General features: G+C 46.2%; 16 protein-coding genes. 5 read left to right on the forward strand and 11 right to left on the reverse strand.

The features are described 5' to 3' along the window. Positions 1 to 92 precede the first annotated feature (92 nt). The 3 genes from VIC_RS21705 to VIC_RS21715 all read right to left on the reverse strand — a co-directional run bounded on the left by VIC_RS21705 (position 93) and on the right by VIC_RS21715 (position 5,061). A complete protein-coding gene (locus tag VIC_RS21705; protein WP_006962502.1) occupies positions 93 to 1,337 on the reverse strand; it encodes a carboxynorspermidine synthase in 1,245 nt (414 codons plus the stop codon). Between the two features lie 18 nt (positions 1,338 to 1,355). Continuing rightward, the gene (locus VIC_RS21710; protein ID WP_006962503.1) at positions 1,356 to 4,253 is read right to left on the reverse strand and encodes a pyridoxal phosphate-dependent class III aminotransferase; all 2,898 of its coding nucleotides are present in this window, start codon (positions 4,251 to 4,253) and stop codon (positions 1,356 to 1,358) included. 475 nt (positions 4,254 to 4,728) lie between these two features. Next, entirely contained in the window at positions 4,729 to 5,061 is a 333-nt protein-coding gene (locus VIC_RS21715; RefSeq protein ID WP_006962505.1) for a hypothetical protein, read from the reverse strand. Between the two features lie 225 nt (positions 5,062 to 5,286). Here VIC_RS21715 and VIC_RS21720 point away from each other — a divergent pair, with 225 nt between their 5' ends. Both VIC_RS21720 and VIC_RS21725 read left to right on the forward strand, forming a co-directional pair. Further along, entirely contained in the window at positions 5,287 to 6,603 is a 1,317-nt protein-coding gene (locus VIC_RS21720) for a TolC family outer membrane protein (RefSeq protein WP_006962507.1), read from the forward strand. Between the two features lie 2 nt (positions 6,604 to 6,605). Beyond that, a complete protein-coding gene (locus tag VIC_RS21725; protein ID WP_006962509.1) occupies positions 6,606 to 7,223 on the forward strand; it encodes an OmpA family protein in 618 nt (205 codons plus the stop codon). A 62-nt stretch (positions 7,224 to 7,285) separates the two neighbouring features. Here VIC_RS21725 and nhaA read toward each other — a convergent pair whose 3' ends face one another. The 5 genes from nhaA to VIC_RS21750 form a co-directional block, all read right to left on the reverse strand. Further along, positions 7,286 to 8,467: a Na+/H+ antiporter NhaA gene (gene nhaA, locus VIC_RS21730; protein ID WP_006962511.1), complete on the reverse strand. Its 1,182-nt coding sequence runs from the start codon at positions 8,465 to 8,467 to the stop codon at positions 7,286 to 7,288. Positions 8,468 to 8,721: 254 nt separating this feature from the next. Further along, on the reverse strand, positions 8,722 to 9,846 hold the full coding sequence (locus tag VIC_RS21735) for a lipocalin-like domain-containing protein (protein ID WP_039952496.1): 1,125 nt from the start codon (positions 9,844 to 9,846) through the stop codon (positions 8,722 to 8,724). Position 9,847: 1 nt separating this feature from the next. After that, on the reverse strand, positions 9,848 to 12,301 hold the full coding sequence (locus VIC_RS21740; RefSeq protein WP_006962514.1) for an ABC transporter permease: 2,454 nt from the start codon (positions 12,299 to 12,301) through the stop codon (positions 9,848 to 9,850). Next, on the reverse strand, positions 12,282 to 12,953 hold the full coding sequence (locus VIC_RS21745) for an ABC transporter ATP-binding protein (protein ID WP_006962515.1): 672 nt from the start codon (positions 12,951 to 12,953) through the stop codon (positions 12,282 to 12,284). The genes VIC_RS21740 and VIC_RS21745 overlap by 20 nt, the downstream gene beginning before the upstream one ends. A gap of 123 nt (positions 12,954 to 13,076) precedes the next feature. Further along, a complete protein-coding gene (locus tag VIC_RS21750) occupies positions 13,077 to 14,453 on the reverse strand; it encodes an MATE family efflux transporter (protein WP_039952497.1) in 1,377 nt (458 codons plus the stop codon). Positions 14,454 to 14,556: 103 nt separating this feature from the next. On the opposite strand from VIC_RS21750, the gene VIC_RS27310 reads away from it, so the two are divergent. Beyond that, positions 14,557 to 15,993, forward strand: coding sequence for a DUF2867 domain-containing protein (locus VIC_RS27310; protein WP_006962517.1), 1,437 nt, complete (start codon positions 14,557 to 14,559; stop codon positions 15,991 to 15,993). A 35-nt stretch (positions 15,994 to 16,028) separates the two neighbouring features. On the opposite strand, the gene VIC_RS21760 is transcribed toward VIC_RS27310, so the two are convergent. From VIC_RS21760 to rsuA, 3 genes are all read right to left on the reverse strand, one after another. After that, the gene (locus tag VIC_RS21760; protein WP_006962518.1) at positions 16,029 to 16,688 is read right to left on the reverse strand and encodes a DUF2913 family protein; all 660 of its coding nucleotides are present in this window, start codon (positions 16,686 to 16,688) and stop codon (positions 16,029 to 16,031) included. After that, a complete protein-coding gene (locus VIC_RS21765; protein WP_006962519.1) occupies positions 16,688 to 17,893 on the reverse strand; it encodes a Bcr/CflA family multidrug efflux MFS transporter in 1,206 nt (401 codons plus the stop codon). The genes VIC_RS21760 and VIC_RS21765 overlap by 1 nt, the downstream gene beginning before the upstream one ends. Before the next feature lie 159 nt (positions 17,894 to 18,052). Beyond that, complete coding sequence (gene rsuA / locus VIC_RS21770; RefSeq protein WP_006962520.1) at positions 18,053 to 18,754, reverse strand: 16S rRNA pseudouridine(516) synthase RsuA; 702 nt, start codon at positions 18,752 to 18,754, stop codon at positions 18,053 to 18,055. Positions 18,755 to 18,827: 73 nt separating this feature from the next. On the opposite strand from rsuA, the gene VIC_RS21775 reads away from it, so the two are divergent. Together VIC_RS21775 and VIC_RS21780 are read left to right on the forward strand one after the other, a co-directional pair. Beyond that, positions 18,828 to 20,567, forward strand: a complete 1,740-nt coding sequence (locus VIC_RS21775) for a DEAD/DEAH box helicase (protein WP_006962521.1) — start codon at positions 18,828 to 18,830, stop codon at positions 20,565 to 20,567. A 399-nt stretch (positions 20,568 to 20,966) separates the two neighbouring features. Beyond that, positions 20,967 to 21,320, forward strand: coding sequence for a PepSY domain-containing protein (locus tag VIC_RS21780; protein ID WP_413788339.1), 354 nt, complete (start codon positions 20,967 to 20,969; stop codon positions 21,318 to 21,320).

Here is a 21,320-nt window from a genome sequence, read left to right on the forward strand (position 1 = left end):
ATTCTGACCTAATTACTACCGTAAAAATCGAACAAAGCCGACACTAGTGCATCGGCTTAATCTTATAAATCCAAATTAAGAACAATAAGTGCTTACTTTAGTTTGTGGATAACAGGTTGACCCGGCTCTAGTTCCTGAACATGCCAATCAAGACCAATGCTTGGCATAGTCTCAAGGAATGGGTCTGGATTTAGCTGTTCCATATTGAACACACCTTTATCCGCCCACTCACCGCGGAAGAACTGAAGTGCAGCGGTGATCGCTGGTACACCTGTGGTGTAAGAAATTGCTTGATGCTCAACATCTTCGTACGCGACTTCATGATCAGCGTTATTGTAGATAAATACGCTACGCTGCTTGCCATCTTTCGTACCCTGAACCCAAGTACCGATACAAGTTTTACCAGTATAACCCGGAGCAAGAGAAGTTGGGTCTGGCAACAGTGCTTTAAGTACATGTAGAGGCTGTACAACCGTACCATCGTGAAGCGTCAGCGGATCTGGGCTTAGTAAGCCGATGTCACGCATGCAGTTGAAGTAGTTCAGGTATTTGTCACCAAAACCCATCCAGAACTCGATACGTTTAGCTGGAATGAACTCTTGCATAGAACGAACTTCATCGTGCGCCATAGAGTACACTTTGTGCTTGCCCACTAGCGGGAATTCAAACTCAAGCATGCGCGAATGACACGGAACCTGTTTCCACTCTTCATTTTCCCAGTAGAAAGAATCACCTTGGATTTCTAACATGTTGGTTTCTGGGTCGAAGTTGGTTGCGAACTTCTTACCGTGATCGCCAGCATTTACGTCCATTACATCAATGGTGTCGATTTCATCAAACAGATGCTTCACTGCGTAAGCTGCAAATACCGAAACCACGCCCGGATCGAAACCAGCACCCAAAATACCTGTGATGCCCGCTTCAGCGAACTTCTCACGGTAGCCCCACTGCCAATCGTAAGCTTGAGGAACTTGCTGGCCTTCAGAACATAGATCAACAGCAACAGAGGTATCTAGGTAGTTCACTTTTGCTTGGTAACATGCTTCCATGATCGTCATGTTAACCCAAGGAGGGCCTGCGTTAATGACAAGGTCAGGCTGAACTTCTTTAATAAGAGCAACTAATGCATCAACGTCATCCGCATCAACAGCACGCGCTTCCAGTTTCTTCGATGGATCTTTCAGGTTGTTTTTCTTCTGAATAGATTCGATGATTTTTTCACACTTGCTCACGGTACGCGATGCAATGGTGATGTCACCCAGTACTTCGTTGTTTTGCGCAGCTTTATGTGCAACTACCCAGCCAACGCCGCCTGCACCAATCTGTAGAATTGCCATAGTTTTCCGTTACCTTAATTACGCCAGCTCAGCAGCTAGCTTATTGATTTTAATTAGTAAAGATTCAAAATCAGCCATCGTCAGGCACGGATTAAGAATCGTAAATTTCAATGCGGTTTTACCATCAACAATGGTTTCACCTAATACCGCAACGCCACGAGTCAACGCTTCTAGTCTTACGACTTTGTTCAGCTCGTCCAGATCCGCTACTTGAGCATTTGCTACGCGGAATAACACGGTCGACAATGATGGCTCAGACAACAATTCTAAGTTGTCGTCGCTACGAACGAGATCCGCCACTTGCTGAGTTTGTTCGAGAAGATGGTCATACATTGCACCCAATGTATCTGGACCGACATTCTGCATCGTCATAAAGACTTTCAATGCGTCAAATCGCTTCGTCGTCGCAATCGACTTATCTACCAAGTTAGGCAACTCATCATGCTCACGGTTGAGGTAATCCGCATGATGCAGCAGATACTTAAAGTTGTGTTTGTCTTTAAGTAACAAAGCTCCACAACTGATTGTTTGGTAGAACAACTTATGGAAGTCGACGCTGACTGAATCTGCGCGCTCAATACCCGCTAGACGTTCTTTGTGGCAGCTTAAAATCAGTGCACCACCGTAAGCACCATCAACATGCATCCACATCTGGTGTTTTTGCGCTGCATCGGCAATCACATTCAAATCATCAATTGCGCCATGGTCAGTGGTTCCTGCCGTCCCAACGATGGCAAATGGAATCAACCCTTGAGATTTCGCCTCGCTAATCACTTCATCAAGCTGAGCGACATCCATCGTACCGTTACTATGAGCATCAACGGTTAGCACCGCTTTCTCACCTAACCCCATCCAAGATGCAGATTTCTGAACCGTAAAATGAGATTTCTTCGAGCAGATGATACGAAGTTTGTCGGCGAAATCCGGCAATCCAAATTTCTGGATAGAGTGTCCTGATAGCTTGTCTGCAACCCAATCACGAGCCAGCATTAAACCCATTTGATTACTTTGGGTACCACCACTGGTAAATATGCCGTCAGCCTGTGTGCCAAGCTCGTATATCTCACACAGCCAATCCACCACTTTCTGCTCAACATAAGTCGCAGAAGAGGCTTGATCCCAGGAGTCCATTGACTGGTTTAGAGAGGCAATCATCGCTTCTGCTGCCACTGCAGACATTAACGGCGGAGTATGAAGATGAGCGATACAGTCAGGATGCTGAGTGAAAATAGCATTCTTTGCGACTAGTTCAGCGGTATCCGTGATCACATCCGTCAGGCTGGCATTTTTGTTGTTTAGATCAACGGCATTAATCGCCTGTTCTAACTGCTTTGGGTCAAGCCCTGAATAAGGCGCATCGACTTGTTCAAAGACCTGTTTCATTGTCGCTGTTGTGTGGTTCATGACTTTGCAGAACTCATCACTGCCAGACTCACCGGTATGAATGAAATGCTGTTTCCATTGTTGATTGGTGTCTTGTGGCTCAACATGGCTCCCACCAGCAACCAGAATCGCTTCTTCCAGCACTCGAAGTGCAAAGTCGATCTGCTCAAAGGTTATAATCAATGGTGGCAGGAATCGAATCACCGAACCGTCACGTCCACCTTTTTCAACCATCAGCCCGCGTTCAAGGGCAGCTCTCTGAATCGCCAAGGTCAATTCACCATCAGCGACTGGCTCACCAAACTTATTGCGCTCTGTACCGGGTTTGCGGATTTCCACACCAAGCATTAGACCTTTGCCACGAACTTCAGCAATACAGTTGACGCGTTTCTGAATCGACTCGAGTCCCAAACGCAAGTACTGACCAGCAACATTCGCGTGTTCAACAAGATTATCTCGCTCGATGATTTCCAATGCTTTAGCGCCAGACACCATAGCCAGCTGATTGCCACGGAAAGTGCCCGTGTGCTCACCTGGCAGCCAAGTATCATGTTTCTTATTGATGACTAGGAGCGACATTGGCATACCGCCACCAATCGCTTTCGATAAGCAAAGAATGTCTGGCACAATGCCCGCTTCTTCAAACGCAAAGTTGTAGCCTGATTTACCTACACCACACTGAATCTCATCAAAGATCAGTAAGATACCGTGCTCGTCACAGATACGACGTAATTCTTTCAACCAAAATGCAGGAGCAGGTACAACACCGCCCTCGCCCTGAACAGGCTCGACAACTATAGCGGCTGGTTTCATGATTCCAGCTTCATCGTCATTGAGTAGGCGTTCAATATAGCGAATACCCGCTCTGGCGCCTTCGTCGCCGCCCAAACCAAACGGGCAGCGCAGACTGTATGGGAAAGGCATAAAATGTACGTCCGACATTAGGCCTGTGCGACGTGCTTTTGTCCCTAGATTACCCATCATGCCCATCGTGCCGTTTGTCATGCCATGATAAGCACCACGGAAAGCAAACATAGTATTGCGACCTGTTGTTTGCTTTGCGAGTTTGATTGCGGCTTCTACAGCATCCGCACCTGAAGGGCCACAGAACTGGAGTACACAGTTATCACTCAGCTCTTGAGGAAGAAAATTCTTCACCGAGCGAATGAAATTCGTTTTTGCTTCTGTTGCGATATCCAGTGTCTGATAAGGAAGACCAGAGTCGAGCTGATCTTTGAGTGCTTGGTTGATTTCTGGATGGTTGTAACCCAGAGCCAACGTACCCGCACCGGCAAGACAATCTAAAAATATTTGACCGCGAGTGTCTTCAACCAGTGCGCCATAAGCTTGTTTGATCGCAATAGGAAGACGACGAGGATAAGAACGTACCGCTGATTCGTGCTCGGCCTGATCTTGTAATACCAGATCAGGTGTCAGATCATAAACGCCTTCTACAGCAGGAATCTGGGTGGAAAATGGTGTTGCGATAACAGTGTCGTTCACTGCATTATCGACTTCAAAGGCTGTGCTCATGATTTAATCCCTTTGAAATGTAATTCTCCTGCCATACGTGAAATGCAAATAGCAGGTACAGTTACCCATTTCGTGTTAGCAACTCAAATAGCGCGTACACGAAATCGCTCCATCATTTCGATGGACTACATGTTCAATAGGTAAATCAAGGTTCAGTAATGCTGCTGTTTTGTAAAACAGGGCATTTAGGAAGAACTAAGCTGATTAATGGTTGTTTGTTATGTGAGTTCAATGTTGGGTTTCCTATAAACATGCCGCTACAGCGACAACAGTATCCCGTCTATCGACAAAAGGACTTGCCGATACCTACCCTACGGAGTGTTCACTCAGCCTGAATGCTCACTACGCGTATCCCCCAGAATGTCTTTTTGCGACTCACCTCCGAGATTGCGCGCGAAGTTATCACAAAATGAAAACGGTTCGCAACATTTTTTGAATTCGAGCACGTCAAATCCCAACTTGTGTAAAACTCCTTCTAATTATCATCATTATCATTAATAGGTTTTTTGGAACTTTCATAGCCAGCAGCTGGAGACAGTATTTCGATTTTTGACGGATCGATTCCCTGATCAATCGCATCAATGAGAGGTTTAAGTTCATCACTAATAGCGATGGGAACAGTCGTACCATCATCTTCAACTTGCAGTGCTTCTACGTCAGTATAGACGGTTGCTCCGCTTCCCATAATGACGATAACTTCTCCGGGGTTGGGTATCTCCCCGGGCAATAGTTCACGAACTTGTCCGTTGATATCGATAACCACAGTGGTGTTTGCCAAAGCGATTAAAGCGAGCGCACTGAATCCCATAGCTCACCTTCTCTTGCAATTACTACTATCAACATAAATATTAGTAGCAATACATAGTACTGACCAAATGAACGTTACAACTCACCATATTCAGTTAAAGTTCAAGTATCAAAACTCGCCTTATAGTACTAAATTAACAATAATTTCTCCGTGTTGAGTCTTCATGTACTACGATTTTAATAATCTATCGATATTCCATGAATGCCTTTCAATAAGGAGGACGATGTGTCTACCATCAAGTTTGCACCAATCGTTGCTCTGCTCGCCGTTTGCCACGGCTATGCTGTTGGACAAACACTTGAACAAGCCGTCGCTCTCACGTTGGCGAACAACCCAGAAATTAAGAGTTCATTCAACGAGTACAGAAGTGCGGTAAAACAAGCAGACGCTTCCGAAGGCGCATACCTGCCATCATTAGATTTAGATGCTGGTATTGGCTATGAAGGTATCAATCCTGCGGATTCAACCGCGCAAGACGATACAGACCTAACCAGAAAAGAAGCCACATTGAGCCTGACTCAATTGCTTTGGGATGGAAATGCCACTTTAAATGACATGAGTAGAACCGCTGCAGAAGCTGAATCTATTAGACTACAACTTTTAGCTGATGCGTCTGATATCGCTCTTCAAGTGACCAATATATACCTAGAGTCGATCAAAGCCACTGAAGTGCTGACGCTATCCGAGAACAACCTAGCCGTACACAAAGATATATATCGGGATATTAAAAGACGTGCAGAATCCGGAATAGGCTCCACAGCTGACGTATCTCAGGTAGAAGCAAGGTTGGCTAAAGCACACGGTAACCTCCTGGCAGCTCAAAACAACCTCATTGACACCCACACACAGTTTCGGCGCCTTGTAGGACAGCAACCTCTTGGACTGATATATCCGAGGGCGGATGAATCCAAACTTCCTATCACCTTAGAAGACGCCATCAGTATTGCCTTTGAAAGACACCCAGTCATACAAGTATCTAAAGCCGATGTCGACTCCGCCCGTTATCAATACAAACAGTCAAAAGGCAACTACTACCCTACTTTATCTGTAGAAGCTAGCCAGACTTGGCGAGACGATGCTGGGGGGGATGTAGGTAGTAGCAACGAGTCTCTGGCAATGTTAAGGCTAAGATACAACTTGTTTAACGGTGGGTCTGATAGTGATTTGTCCGAGAGGGCCGCGTACCAGCTCAACAAGGCCAAAGACCTGAGAGATAACTCCTACCGCCAAGTGGAAGAGAGCCTACGTTTATCTTGGAGTGCACTTGACCTAACATTACAACAAAAAAACTTTCTCGCCGACCACGTTGACTCAGCGTCTGCGACGGTCATTGCCTACGAAAAGCAATACCGTATCGGGCAGAGAACCTTACTTGACCTCCTCAATACGGAGAATGAACTTTTCGAAGCGCGTAAAGATTATTTAGACGCCCATTATTCAGAGCAATACGCCAAATATAGAGTCATGAATGCGACCGGAAATTTACTGAACGCTTTGCTTGTTGATATCCCTAAAGAGTGGACTGAAAAGGTGGAGTACTGATTATGAAACGCACAATCCTTTGTTCTTTACCATTTTTAGGCGCTTCATTGGCTTTTCCGGTCCTCGCTTATGATGATCAGTACGAATACATTCAAACGCCGGATGCCGAGCAAATTTCTGATTTAACCGATGATGATCGGGATGGTGTCGTCAATGCGCGAGACCTCTGTCCAGATACACCAATAGGTGCTCAAATCGATAATGATGGCTGTAGCTTGGAAGTCACCAAAGAAGAAGAGCGGCAACTCAGGATTCTGTTTGCCAATGATTCTTATGATGTAAGCCCAGTGTTTTCCGATCAAATCAGCGCAATGGCTGATTTCATGGATAGGTACCGCTCCGCTTCAATTGAAATCCAAGGCTATGCTAGCAAAACAGGTAACTCGGATTACAATGTAGAACTCTCAAAGAAACGGGCAGTCGCTGTAGAGGAGCTGCTACTCTCATATGGCATAAACCCTGAGAGAGTGACTATCGTAGGCTTTGGGGCAACCCATTTGGAATCGACTGGTGAAGAGGAAACGGACCACGCGTTAAATCGAAGAGTAACTGCAACGGTCGTCGGCTTAACAGAGACGGTCGTTGAAGAGTGGACCATATTTTCTGCCATAGACCGATAATCTAGCCAATAGAAAAAGCCCCGATGTTTTCACATCGGGGCTTTGTTTTGTTTGTCTTAAACTCAGTGGTTTGCTTCGGTCGCTGGCTTATCTGCCAGCATTGTCTTTTTTGGTAAAGAAATGTGCAGTAACACGTATCCTATAATCGCAGCTGTCGTCGAGCCCATCAGGATGCCCAGTCTCGCATAGGTATCAAACTCAGCCTTAACCGGACCAAAGGCCAACGAAGAGATGAAAATCGACATGGTGAAACCGATACCACACAACACTGAGACTGCGAAAATATGTCTGAACGTTATCCCTTCTGGCAATTTGGCTACACCTGACTTAACCGCAACCCAGCTAAAGCTGAAGATACCTAGAGGCTTACCGACCAACAACCCTAATGCAATACCCAGTGGTAGCATCGAAGTCAGCCCTTCCATCGAGATTCCCTCAAGAGAGATACCTGCGTTGGCAAACGCAAACACTGGAAGAATACCAAAAGCAACGTATGGGTGCAGCGCATGTTCCATGTGCTTCAGCGGAGAACCCTCACCTTTGTTTCCTTTAAGAGGAATCGCAAAACCTATCACTACACCAGCTAGTGTTGCGTGCACTCCCGATTTCAGAACAGCGAACCAGAGTATCGCACCTACTATCATATAGGGGAGCAACTTGGTGACCTTCTTCGAGTTGAGAATGAACAAGGCTGCGGTCATGGCAAATCCGACGGCTAAAGCTGAAGTCGACAGGTCTCCTGTGTAGAACAAAGCGATAATGACAACAACACCCAAGTCATCAATGATTGCCAGCGCAAGTAGGAATACTTTCAGGCTGACAGGGACACGCTTACCTAGCAACGCCATAATACCAAGTGCAAATGCGATGTCTGTAGCAGCGGGAATCGCCCAGCCTTGAATTGCCTCAGCGTTGCTGTAGTTGAATGCGACATAAACCAATGCCGGCGCTAACATACCACCAACAGCAGCAATAGCAGGGAAAATAGCAGTTTCGCGGGATTTAAGCGCGCCTTCTAGAAGTTCACGTTTTACTTCTAAACCGATGAGAAGGAAGAATACAGCCATTAGGCCGTCATTAATCCAGTGAGATACAGACATGCCAAACACATAAGAATGCAATATTGCCTGATAAGATTCGTTCAGTGGCGTGTTGGCAATGGTCATTGCGATTGCAGCAGCGATTACTAGAAGAATCCCCCCTGCTGACTCCATTTTGAAGAAATCGCGAATAATATCACTCATGATATCGTCCTTATATTTATTATGTTAATAAACGATTAACAAAGAATAGAGTTGAGTTTATATATATCGAATCTTAAGGAAAAATCGCTTGTTTGGATGTTTAACTTCGGAATTTTCGATATAAAAATTCTAATGCAACGTTTATTCCTTACGTAAGTATAGGTAAATTCAGAGAATTACCAACACAAACAAAAACGCAGTTTCTCATTAAATGAGAAACTGCGTTTTTAGTCACTTAGCACCGCTTTTTTAATTTAGTAACCTGTCAACTGCATGAAACCTTTCGCTTGATGGCTACCCGAAGTTTGAACAGGCCCTTCCCAATACGGAACAACAAATGGCAACCAAAGCTCCTGGTTAAGCACTTGAGTTGTAAGGTTAATATCGTACTCAGGGATTTTGATATCCCATTGCAACGGGATATGTTTGCCATTATTGAACAACGTAGATTCATGGGGTTCAATCGACATATCCTCGGCTGACAGTTTCACTGCCTTACCATCTTTACGGGACAAGGTACCAAACAGATATGGCAACTGTTGGGCATGCCGATAGCGACTGATGGAGAGTGTGGTCTCATTATCTAGATGGAGTACAAACCAGTCCCAGCCCTTTTGGCCCTCTGCCATCAATCCACTGCCCCATTCTTTACTCATCCAAGCTTCCCCCTCGACAGGAATCAACTTGCGCGAACCCAGTTGAAGCATCCCTTTCACTTTCAGAAACGGATTGGTGAGGTTATAGGAAGCAATTGGCAGTAAATCGTGTTTTTCGACGTACCCTTTGTCGCCCGGTAATACATAAGGGCCGTGAGCCATAGTTTGAAGCTGGACATTAAAGCTATCGCTTGCAGCACTTAGTTGCCCTGGGAATGGCGTTTTGCCAAGCGAACGCCAAAACCAGTTATCAATCCAAATACGAAACGGTCGATTCGTCATACCTGCCTGACCGATTCCACCTCTCGCGAGCCGCTGTTCTTTCCAGACCTCATCTTTATTGGAGACCACCACGTGAGAGATATAGAGTTGAGGGCTTTGCCATCCAATTCCGTCTCTATCATCCATTGAGACTCGAAAGTAGCTCCATTGGATACCATATTCTTCACCATTTTGATCTTTCACATTCGCGAAGAAATGCCACCACTCATGCTGATATTCATTATGGAATCGAAAATCCACTGGAATCTTAACCGGGTTATTGGGCAGGACGGGTTCAAACACCTGAGTCGGCTCTGACTGCATCACGTGATTCACCGAGCTGTTTTTCGCCGTCTGAGGCATAACGTAGTATCTGAGATAAGCAGCCCAAACGAGCACACCTACTACTATGAGCAATAGCAAAGCTCTCACAAGGGTTTTCGCTTGAATGGACTTCCTCATTTTACAATGCGTCCCTTAGTGATTTCATTGGTGTGTTTCGAATCATCCTCAATACTGGCAAAGCACCAGCCAGCATCAGCGAGCCCATCGCCATCAAACTGGTGTGAAGATATTCTTCAGGGATTAACTGAAGCTCAAGTGTCCATCCGAAAGACTGCTTAATGACGATATCAACCACTAAATTAGCCAGAGCCAAGCCAAGCGGTAACGCAATTAGAATCGATATTGCCCCGAAGACAAACAGTTGTAGACCACCCATAACAACCAATTCTTTACCAGACATCCCTAGGCAACGCAGCAACGAGACATGACGTTGACGTGATACCTCACCAGCGACCGTGGCAAAGAAAATACCAAATACTGCGATGATCAAGGTGATATTGCCGAGTGTATCGGCTATTGAGAAGGTCCGGTCAAACACCCTCATCGCCTGCTTATGAATATGGCTATTGTCGAAAATCCTTTCCGAATTCAAACGGAACACCGACTCCATTCGCCTTTTAAGACCAACAGAATTAACGCCATCTTTCAATACAGCGCCTAAAGCAACCGTACCTCCGCCAGCGAAGGCATACAGCCAATTACGGTGTGAAAGCAGAACTTGATTATAGGGGTTACCATAATCGTAGTAGACACCAACCACCTGCCAGCCTTTACCAAGCTTGCCAGATAAATCGATAGAGTCGCCCGGGCGAATACCTAGTTTCAGTGCCATCGATTCACTGATCATCACACCTTTAGAGTGATGTAAGTGATACCAGTAGTTAGGAATGCCCAGCTTGACAGTTAAGGAGTCCAACTCCCCTTCTGAGGCACCTGTACTGACAACCTGAAGAACTCCTTTATTAGAGTTAACCTCTTTTTCCCAACGCCACCAAACAGAATCGACTTCAGGCTGCTTAGACAACCAACCACTCATGCGAGCCGCTGCACTATTATTCGGGTAAATGTACAAATCAGCGGCTAAACGTTGGCTCAGCCATTTGTCGGTTGTATCACGGAAGCTACCAACCATGGTTTCAACACCAATGTTGGCTGCCATTGCCAACATAAACGCCATGGTCGCTACACCTCGGTAGCTCATGCTGGCTGCCGCGTCAGCGAAGAACCAGCGTGTCTTCACCCATTTAAGCGAATAGGAAAGACTATCGAATACCTTCCAGATTAGGAACGGTGTAAACAACGCGACACTCAGAAGCATCAAAGCGACGATCGCAAAGCCAGATTCCTGTGTTTGCGGCGCCTGATAAATGGCGATTGCTGCCACACACAACGCGCAAGCTAGCAAGGCTTGGATCGTAAACTCAGTGCCCGCAAAACGAACTAAAGATAAACGTGCTGTTAATCGAATCGGCTGTGAACGCAACAAACGTACCAAAGGCCAAGCACAAGCAACAAAAGCACCAATGATCGTCATGTATAGGCTGTATATACTGGATTTCCAGCTCCACGAGATCAACAAGCCAACATTCGCGTCATAAAGGTCGCCCAAACTGGCCGAAACAGCAGGAATAAGCTGATTAGCAAGCAAAATGCCGAGCACGTTACCACACAACCAGCTGATCGTGATCAACACCAAAAGCTCTAAACAGAGTGCCTTAGCCAGTTGCCAACCAGAAACGCCGGTTTGACGCATCGCACCGACTAACGGCTGCCTTTGAGTCAACGAAAGTGACATCGCTTGGTAGAAGATAAATAGACCAACGAGAAACGCCAGCATCCCCATAGCGCTTAAGTTCATGTGGAAGGCTTGCGTCAGTGATTCAAGCTCAGCACGTGAATTACGCATAATGCTCATGCCGTTGGGTAAGTACTCTTTGAGACGTGCTAGTTTTTCCGGAGGCATTTCACCGCAGGCAATGACTGAAATTCCGGAACTACGCTCTAACATTCTAAGCAATGAAATATCGGCGATAATCCGAGTACCGTTCAATCGGTCTTGGGTATCAACAACAATCGGCCCTAATTTACTGCCATCACTGAGCGGGATAAAGTCATTGTCCTGCCATTTCATATGTGCGGCGAGATCGGAACTGACCAAAATCGGATATGGGCTGTTCATTAATTGCAGAGAAGAGAAATCTTTCAGAATCGTCGCGGGCCTGAATTGCAACATAGCCACGGGATCAACACCAACTAGCATCAGATCCGTCCCATTGGCCATGTTTACTCGTAGGCTTTCAAATGGTGCGCACTGGTTGAACCCATCGCGACGGAGTTGGACATAGAAGCCCTGAGGGATCTTATTGGTGATGTGTTTAGGGCGAATACGGTAAGGAAGAGGATTAGAAAAAAGTTTTTCACCGTGTTCGTAGCTTTGCCTCGCATGATCGTTAATAGAGGTCACACCCACTAAAAGTGACACACCTAACGTAAGACCGAGCCAGACAAGAAGGATTTGAAAAGGGTAGCGTCTGTAATGGCCGAGTAGTGCTTTAACTACGGGCCATAACATGAAGCTGCCCTCCTTGAAGACGCACTCGACCTTCCATGTGTTCCGCTACCCGCTCACTGTGTGTCACCAGTAATAATGTACACTCTAGCTGGCGAGTCAACGTAGTAAGAAGGCGCATCACTGCTTCGGCATTTCGCTCATCAAGGCTGCCGGTTGGTTCATCGGCAAGGAGGATTTTGGGCTCCATGTAAAGCGCACGGGCGATAGCTGCTCGTTGCTGCTGGCCACCTGAGACTTCTTCAGGGTAACGACCCAGCAATGGCATTAGATCTAATGCAGAGAGGATTTGACGCCACAGTCCCTTGTCTTCAGGGAGCCCCTTAAGCTGGCGACAAAAACGAATATTATCAGCGACGTTGAGTGTTGGAAGTAAGTTAAATTGCTGAAAGATAAGGCCAATGTTGTTACGACGATATGCAGTACGTTTGGTTTCGGCAATTTCATGCATAGAGAAATTCGGAAACCAAATTTCGCCAGAATCGACAGTATCCAACCCCGCGATCAAATTCAGTAACGTACTCTTTCCTGAACCACTTTCACCCATCAGAGCGACTTGCTCACCTTGTTCTAATGACAACTCAGCACCTTGCAAGACAGGGTGAAATTCACCACCATCTACATAGCCTTTACATAGGTCTGTTAGCTGAAGCATTAAAAGTCTCGCAATCGTTCAAAATTGGACTGTGAATCTACACTAAAACCACGCTGGGAGGAAGTATTTTGGATACTAGATCACAAGATATGCATCTAAACACACCTCCTGGACGATTCATGTCTAATTTTCGATCAAATTTTTCATCCAACGCTGTGTTTTCATCCTATAAAGCGAACCGCCCCATTTAATGACTTCCTCGGTCAAAAATAGTAGGAAAACCCACTCAGGCTCCCATCCTAGGCCAATGGCCGCGAACGCGGCGAGCGGTATACCAATCAGCCACTGAGCAATCAAGTCTTGATAGAGGCAGAACTTCACATCACCGCCAGCTCTTAGTACACCGACGATCACCATCATAGGAATTGAGCGTAAAATAATGCCAAAGCACAGAATAACCATGAACTTCTCAGCCAAAGCACGAGTCTCATCAGTCAATGCACTAAAAGCATCAAGAACAAGTCCCTGACATAAGTACAAAATCAGAGCGACAACAATGCCTACAATCAAGCTCAGTATGGTCATGCCAATCGCCTGATAATAGACTGCCTCATAATTCTTGGCGCCAATCTGGTTACCCACTAGCACAGCAGCGGCATTGGACATTCCGATCAACAGTGCCAAAGCGATCGATTCAACCGGCGACATGACCGACAGCGCAGCCAATCCCTGAACTCCGGACTGCCCCATGATCGCGTGATAGGCAAACAACCCACCAGCCCAAGCGAGAAAGTTAAACGTGGTGGGTAAAGAAAGTTTCAAAAAACGTACAACCCTTTTCCATTGGATTACCGCTTTAAGATCTTTAGCTCCGAAAGCCAGCAAGTGATTTTTTGCGTAGATGTAGCCAAATAGTGTTGCAACTTCAATCGCTCCACTTAGCACTGTGGCGATTGCGGCACCTTTGATCCCCATCGCGGGAAAACCCAGCTTACCGAAGATAAGTACCCAGTTAAGAAAAATATTGGACACAATACCAATACCACTAAAAAAGGTACTGATACCGGGTTTGTGCATCGAGCGGAGACCAACAGACATGCTGGCAACGCACGCGACAGCAAACATTGTCACTGCTGTAATCACCAAGTACTGACTACCTAACTGATTGACTTCCTGAGATTCAGTGGTCAGAGCCATAATTTCACTTGGAAACAAAACAAAAATCGCTACGGTAAACACAGCAAAAATCATTGATACCAACCAAGTCAGGGCAGTACTTTCTTTGACGCCCTGACGGTCAGCTGCACCCCAATATTGGGCTGTAAGCAGCGCTCCGCCTGTCGTCACGCCTACCAGCATAATCGTTGTAACAAAGGTTGCTCTGGCCGCAACGCCCACTGCTGCAATTTCTGCTTCACCTAATTGGCCAAGCATTAACACGTCCACTAAACCACGACTAGAGAACATGATACTTTGCAACGTAATAGGTAAAGCGATAGCGATCATTCGTCGCAAAAACTCACCGCGCGTATGGAATAGAATCTGTGAGACCGTGCTCAATTACTCACCTCAAACGACAACACTATGATAGGAAGGGAAAAAATATACCGTTTATTATATGATCAGCCTTGCGCATAAACCATATTATTAATAAGGGGTCGAGATGAAAAAAGTGCTAGTACTGGGCGCATCCGGCTATGTAGGTTCGCAATTGCTGCTTCAACTGTGTAGCAAAGGCTATCAGGTAACGGCAGCAGCTCGGCAAATCGAGTATTTGAAAGCCCGAGTCACCCCCCACCCTAACCTTGAATTGATTTATCTCGATCTCGCTGACCAAGAGACAACACAGCGCATTGTTCCAGAATATGAAGTCGTCTATTTCTTGGTTCACGGAATGGCGCACGGCCATGACTTCCTTGAGTATGAAATATCCCTTGCCGAAAATTTCAAATCGGCACTAAAAAAGAGCAGTCATACTAAACACGTCATCTATCTCAGCGCAATTCAACCTCAGACTGGCAATTCAGAACACCTTAAAGCGCGCCGAATGACGGGCGACATTATTCGCAAAGCGGGAATACCCGTCACTGAGCTACGAGCGGGGGTCATCATAGGCCCCGGCTCAGCGGCTTTTGAGATCATGAGAGACTTTGTCTACAACATGCCTCTACTCGTCACTCCGAAATGGGTAGACTCGAAAGCCAACCCTATCGCGCTGGAAAACCTCAACCACTATTTGTTGTCGCTTATTGAGGAATCCCCTAGCAGTCATGCGCTATACGAAGTGGGAGGACCGGATACTCTCAGTTATCGTGAGCAATTCGAGACCATCAGCACTGTAATTCGAAAGCCCATCAAGCTCTGGTCAACATCATTATTAACGCCTCAACTCGCATCGCGCTGGTTGGGTATTGTTACTTCTGTTCCTGCCAGTATTGGGGCTGCTCTGCTATCTGGCTTAGAGCACGATTTTGTTGCCAACTCCGACGACATTCGCCAACGCTACCCTCAAGCACTTGTCAGCTACGAACAAATGGTCAGAAAGAGCATCGACGAAGAAGGTCATTTTGTTCGCAGCGAAGTCTGGGGGTTCGACCCTGCAGCTCTAAAGCGCTGGCAAGCTGGCTATGGCTATTACCCAAAACAAACAGGTGCCAGTATAGAAACGGAATTAAGTTCAGAACAACTGTGGGAAATAGTCAAACAAATTGGCAGCAGGAAAGAGGGTTACTTTTTTGCTAACCCAATGTGGCGTGCAAGGGAATGGCTCGATCTATTTTTTGGCGGAGGGCGACCTGTGCGGCGCTCTCCTCCCGGGCCAGAGCTGCAAGTGGGTGATTATATAGACTCTTGGAAAGTGATTCGCTGCGAAAAAGAGCAATTTCTGTCCCTGCTGTTTGGTATGAAAGGCCCCGGCCTAGGGCGCTTGGAGTTTTCATTGGAAGACTTGGGCAGCAAACGCAAACTGACGGTCAAAGCGTGGTGGCACCCGCAAGGTTTAAGAGGCTTACTTTACTGGTTCGCCATGATGCCTGCACATCTATTTATCTTTAAAGGCATGGTGAAAGCCATTGTCCGAAAAGCAAAAGAGCGTCCTTAATGGAAGCTCTTTTCAAATAAAATAAACACTGCAAGCTAAACTTGATATCCAATTGGAATCTCAGCTAAATGATTTCCTTGGTTGCCTGGATAAACCAGATACTCCCCATGGTACTTAACGTTTGATTTGTAGTCGGTAATCTTATGTAGCATGAATCCTGCGGCTGATGCTTTTTCAACAAACTGCGCGTGGTTACCACGAACAAACCAACTCATAGGTTTAATAAGAGTTTCCCCGTCAAAACAGTCGTCACATTGGTTGGTACATAGTGCGAAAGAGTTTGGGCCTTCAGTAAAAATCTGAACTTTACCGCAGTTAAGAAGCGGCTCTGACGTTGACACTTCCCAACCACCTTCTTCCATCTGGTCGAGAAATGCATTAATTTCACTGTCTTTAATCACTCGCTCCGCTTCCCCTTGAGGGAAAAACTCAGCGTAGAACTTAGAAATACGCTGGAATGTGAACATCAACCCGGCTTCGTTACCTTTCGAGCGCCCCGCTTTTTGCCAACGAATGAGATCATCAACCACACAGCGATGAAAACGCTGTGACTTGAGAGCACGGGTTACCCAACGCACCAGATAATGATTGTTTGCCACAGGTGCATCCACGGCTTTACCTGATTTATGATCGGCGGCCAATTCTTCTAGAGCAGTATTGACCAAGTTTTGTATTTCAACAGTGTACTGAGACATTACGCCTTTCTTCCAAATATCCAGTAAAATGCGGCGGACAGAATTGAACACGCCGTCATAACAGTAATCATTGGCCAAGTCGCCCCATCAGGCAACATAGCGACGACAACGCCAATCACAGAACCCGTGCCAAAACGCAGCGTTCCTGCCAGAGAAGAAGCCGTACCTGCCATCGCTGGGTATCCACTGAGCAATAAGCCCATGGTGTTACTACCAATTGTCGACAAGGTACCAATGAAAAGGACCACGAAAGGTACAGTGCCCCACAGCCCTAGGTCAAGCATCCAACCAACAAATAACCCTAATCCAGCGACAAGTTGAACCAACAGAGCAAATCTGAGCATGGCATGGGAGCCGACCTTCTTCACCAGACGGCCATTAATCATGGTCATAATGATCATCGCGACGATGTTTAACGCAAACAAATAACCAAAGTGATTCGGCTGTACACCATAAATATCAATGTAGACGAACGAACCTGCGGTCAGAAAGGCAAACATACCAGCAAAAGAAAATGCGCCAGATAAAATCAAGCCCATAGCGACTGAATTCTTACACAGGCGGAAATAGTTACGTATCGTCGTACCAAAGCGAAGGGGCTGTTTGTTCTCTTCGCTCAACGTTTCTGGAATTTTCCAGAAAACCAAAGCGATCACCACCGCAGCAAACGCGGCCAGAATCCAGAAAATCGCGCGCCAGCCAAACCAAACTGCAATATAGCCCCCAATCATAGGAGCTATCAAAGGAGCAATCGTAATAACTAAGGTCACAAACGACATTGCGCGAGAAAAATCCTCTCGATCAAACATATCGCGAACCACAGCCTGAATGATGACAGCCGCTGCTGCGCCCGCAAAACCTTGAGCTGTGCGTACCCAAGTCAACGCCTCAATGCCGGTCGTAGTTGCGCTGACGACGGAAGCAAGACCAAAAAACAAAACGCCTAAGATCAGAACGGGCCTACGGCCATAACTGTCAGCGAGTGGACCATGGATCAACTGACCAATGGCAAAACCTGCGGTATACGCGGTTAAGGTAATTTGCACTGCCCCGTCTGCAACACCCAGATCACGGGCGATGGTCGGCATCGCTGGCAAGTACATATCGATGGCTAGTGGCGTCAATGCGCCGATGGCACCCAGAACAAGAAAAAGAAGAAAAGTGATTTGGGGTGCTTTGGTTTGCTCTAATGCAGTATCAGACATAAATCTCCTACTCGGTTGCGTTAGATATGCAGCTTCCGTGCTGCAACCAAACAGAAAAGAGAGACTCGCATCCACGAGTCTGTAGCCGATCTATATTGAGCGATATCTCTATAAAAGACTAGTTCCTAATTGGAACTAAACTATTTCCAATTTAGATGATTAGTTCCAGACTGATTCAATTTCTTCTTGCGTCAGATAGCGATATTCGCCTGGTTCCAGCTCGTCATCCAGAACGATATTGCCGATACGTTCACGGTGTAGGTGCTCCACCTTGTTGCCCAGTGCGGCAAACATGCGTTTCACCTGATGGTATTTACCCTCAGTGATGGTCAGCAGTACTTCTTTTTCTTCTTCATCAACGATTTCCAGTTTCGCTGGCAAAGTGGCCGCCTTTTCATTGCGAAGCTCAATGCCCTGCTCAAACTGTGCAACGTAATCAGCCTCAATCGGGTCAACCAGCCAAACGCGATAAGTTTTTTCACATTTGTGTTTCGGCGACGTAATACGGTGTGACCACTGACCATCATCGGTGATCAACACTAGACCCGTTGTATCTACATCTAAGCGCCCTGCGAAATGAAGATCTTCCATCTTCACTTCGTCGAGTAACATAAAGGCTGTTTGATTAAATCCATCTTCATGCGAACAGACAAAACCATCGGGTTTAAACAGCATGATGTAACGAGGACCCGGTTTCTGAATCTCACGTCCTTGCCATTCGACAATACAGTCGTCCGTCACTTTCACCGCACCACTTTTCTGCACGATATCGTTAACGGTGACGTCACCACTTTTAATGATTTTTGTTGCTTCTTTACGTGTCGCACCCAGTGCATCACACAAGTATTTATCTAAACGCATGAATACCTCATCTCAATCAGGTGAGGTATTATAGAGCCACTAGACTAAATAGTTGAGCTATTTCACACATTTTATGTATACACTTCGCCCCTACCAAGCTGACTCGGTGAAAGCCGTTATTCACTATTTCCGCAAACACTCCAGCCCAGCAGTCCTTGTACTACCAACTGGAGCAGGAAAAAGTCTGGTTATTGCTGAACTCGCCAGATTGGCTAAAGGTCGGGTATTGGTCATGGCGCACGTCAAAGAGCTGGTGGAACAAAACCACGCTAAGTACGAGGGGTACGATCTCAAAGGATCAATCTATTCTGCGGGTTTAGGCCGTAAGGAAACCGACCAGCAAGTGGTGTTTGCGTCAGTGCAGTCTGTGGTCAGAAATCTCGATGACTTCAAAAACCAATTCTCGCTACTTGTAATTGACGAGTGCCACCGCGTTCCGGATAACAAAAACACTAGCTACCAGAAAGTGATTTCTCATCTTCGAGAGCTGAATCCAGGCATCAAAGTGCTCGGCTTAACCGCCACGCCTTATCGGCTTGGCATGGGTTGGATTTACCAATATCACACGCGCGGCCTAGTCAGAACAGAGGAACCAAGATTCTTTCGAGACTGCATTTTCGAGCTACCTATTCGTTACTTGCTTGATGAAAAGTTCCTCACCCCTGCTCGCATGATGGACGCCCCCGTACTGAGCTATGACTTCTCACAGCTCAAACCCGCAACCACAGGTCGCTATAAAGAGGCGGAGCTGGACATGGTGATTGACAAGGCCAAACGGGCGACGCCTCAAATTGTCGAGCAAATCATTCATCTTGCTAAAGACAAACAAGGCATCATGGTTTTCGCCGCAACGGTTAGACATGCTCAAGAAATTTATGGTTTGCTCCCAGAAGGTCAAACTGCTCTTGTGATTGGCGACACCCCAACACCTGAACGCGACACTATCATCCAAGATTTTAAAGACCGCAAAATTAAGTACTTGGTTAATGTCTCTGTGTTAACCACAGGATTTGATGCCCCTCATGTCGACCTGATAGCAATTTTGCGACCAACAGAATCAATCAGCTTGTATCAACAGATCGTTGGACGAGGGCTGCGTCTTTCTCCGGGCAAAGAAGAGTGTCTGGTATTGGATTATGCGGGTAACAGCTACGATCTCTATCAGCCTGAAGTGGGTGATGCCAAACCTGACTCCGACAGCGAAATCATTACCATCCCCTGCCCGGCTTGTGGCTTCAACAACAACTTCTGGGGAAAGCTGGATAACAATGGCTTCTTAATTGAGCATTACGGTCGAAAATGTCAGGGCTTTTTCGAAGACGAAGAGACTGGTGAACGAGAGCATTGTAATTATCGTTTCCGCGCCAAATACTGCGGGGAATGCGGCGCAGACAATGACATTGCTGCGCGAATTTGTCACGAATGCGATGCCACCTTAGTGGATCCCGACAAGAAGCTTAAAGAGGCGTTAAACTTAAAAGACGCCTTGGTATTCGAGTGCCTGTCGATGGATTTGAGTGTTCACAAAGATGACAAAGGCAAAAGTAGCCTCAAGGTCTCTTATGTGGGGGAAAACCAAGCTCAGGTGCACGAATTCTGGTCTTTAACGACCAAGAAACAGAAGCAGACATTCAAAGATATGTTTGTTCGGCCTCATCTCGCTGACAAACATCGTCCGTTTAACGATGCTTCTCCGACCAAGGTGGTCAATAATCAGCATCGTTTTAGGCCACCTCAGTTCGTGATCGCGCGTAAAGCAGGGCGATTCTGGAAAATGCGTGACAAAATTTTTGAGGATGAGCTAACCAACTAGGGTCTGTTGACCTTTTGCGGTTAAATTTTGTTCGAGATAAAAGCATTTTAGTCGCGGCGAGAGGTTTGTCGCCTAGTGACCTAAGCAAAACACCTCTCAACAAAGAGTAAAACGCTTTTAGCCGAACCCTCTGGGCAGCGTTTGTGGTTCCTTTCTACTGCGTTATCGGCTTATCAGGTAGGGCAACTACATTTCAAATCCTCTGCCTTGTATAAAGAACCCACAAACTGCTGCAAAAATCAGCTCAAAAGGTCAACAGACCCTAAGCACACTATCCGCTCACTCTTAATATTCACTTTGTATTCAGAAAAGATTCATTATACTGAGTCATAGAATTTCCGAGAAGGTAACGCTATGTTTCATAAGCAGTTAATTTGCTCCCTTGCTGTCACGTTTTGTATGGTGCTTGCTTACCCTACCTACGCTGACAGACACGATGATAAAGATGGTCATGCTCTGGTGCAGGATGTCCATAAAGCAGGGACAGAAATTGAATTTGAAGAAGACCAGGACGAGGTCTACGACGCTGTTCGTAAAGGCTATATTCGCCCATTCTCCGATCTTTACGCTGCGGTGGAACAAGACCTTCACGGACGCATTATCAAAGTCGAACTTGAAGAAGACGATGATATTTGGATTTACGAACTAAAGTTAAATTACAACAACAACATCATCAAAGTTGAGTACAACGCCAGAACGCTGGAAATGATGCTCATCAAAGGTCGCAATTTCAAACAAGCCCTTAAGAATTAG

Origin of the sequence: Vibrio coralliilyticus ATCC BAA-450, assembly GCF_000176135.1 — a bacterium.
Lineage (GTDB): Bacteria > Pseudomonadota > Gammaproteobacteria > Enterobacterales > Vibrionaceae > Vibrio > Vibrio coralliilyticus.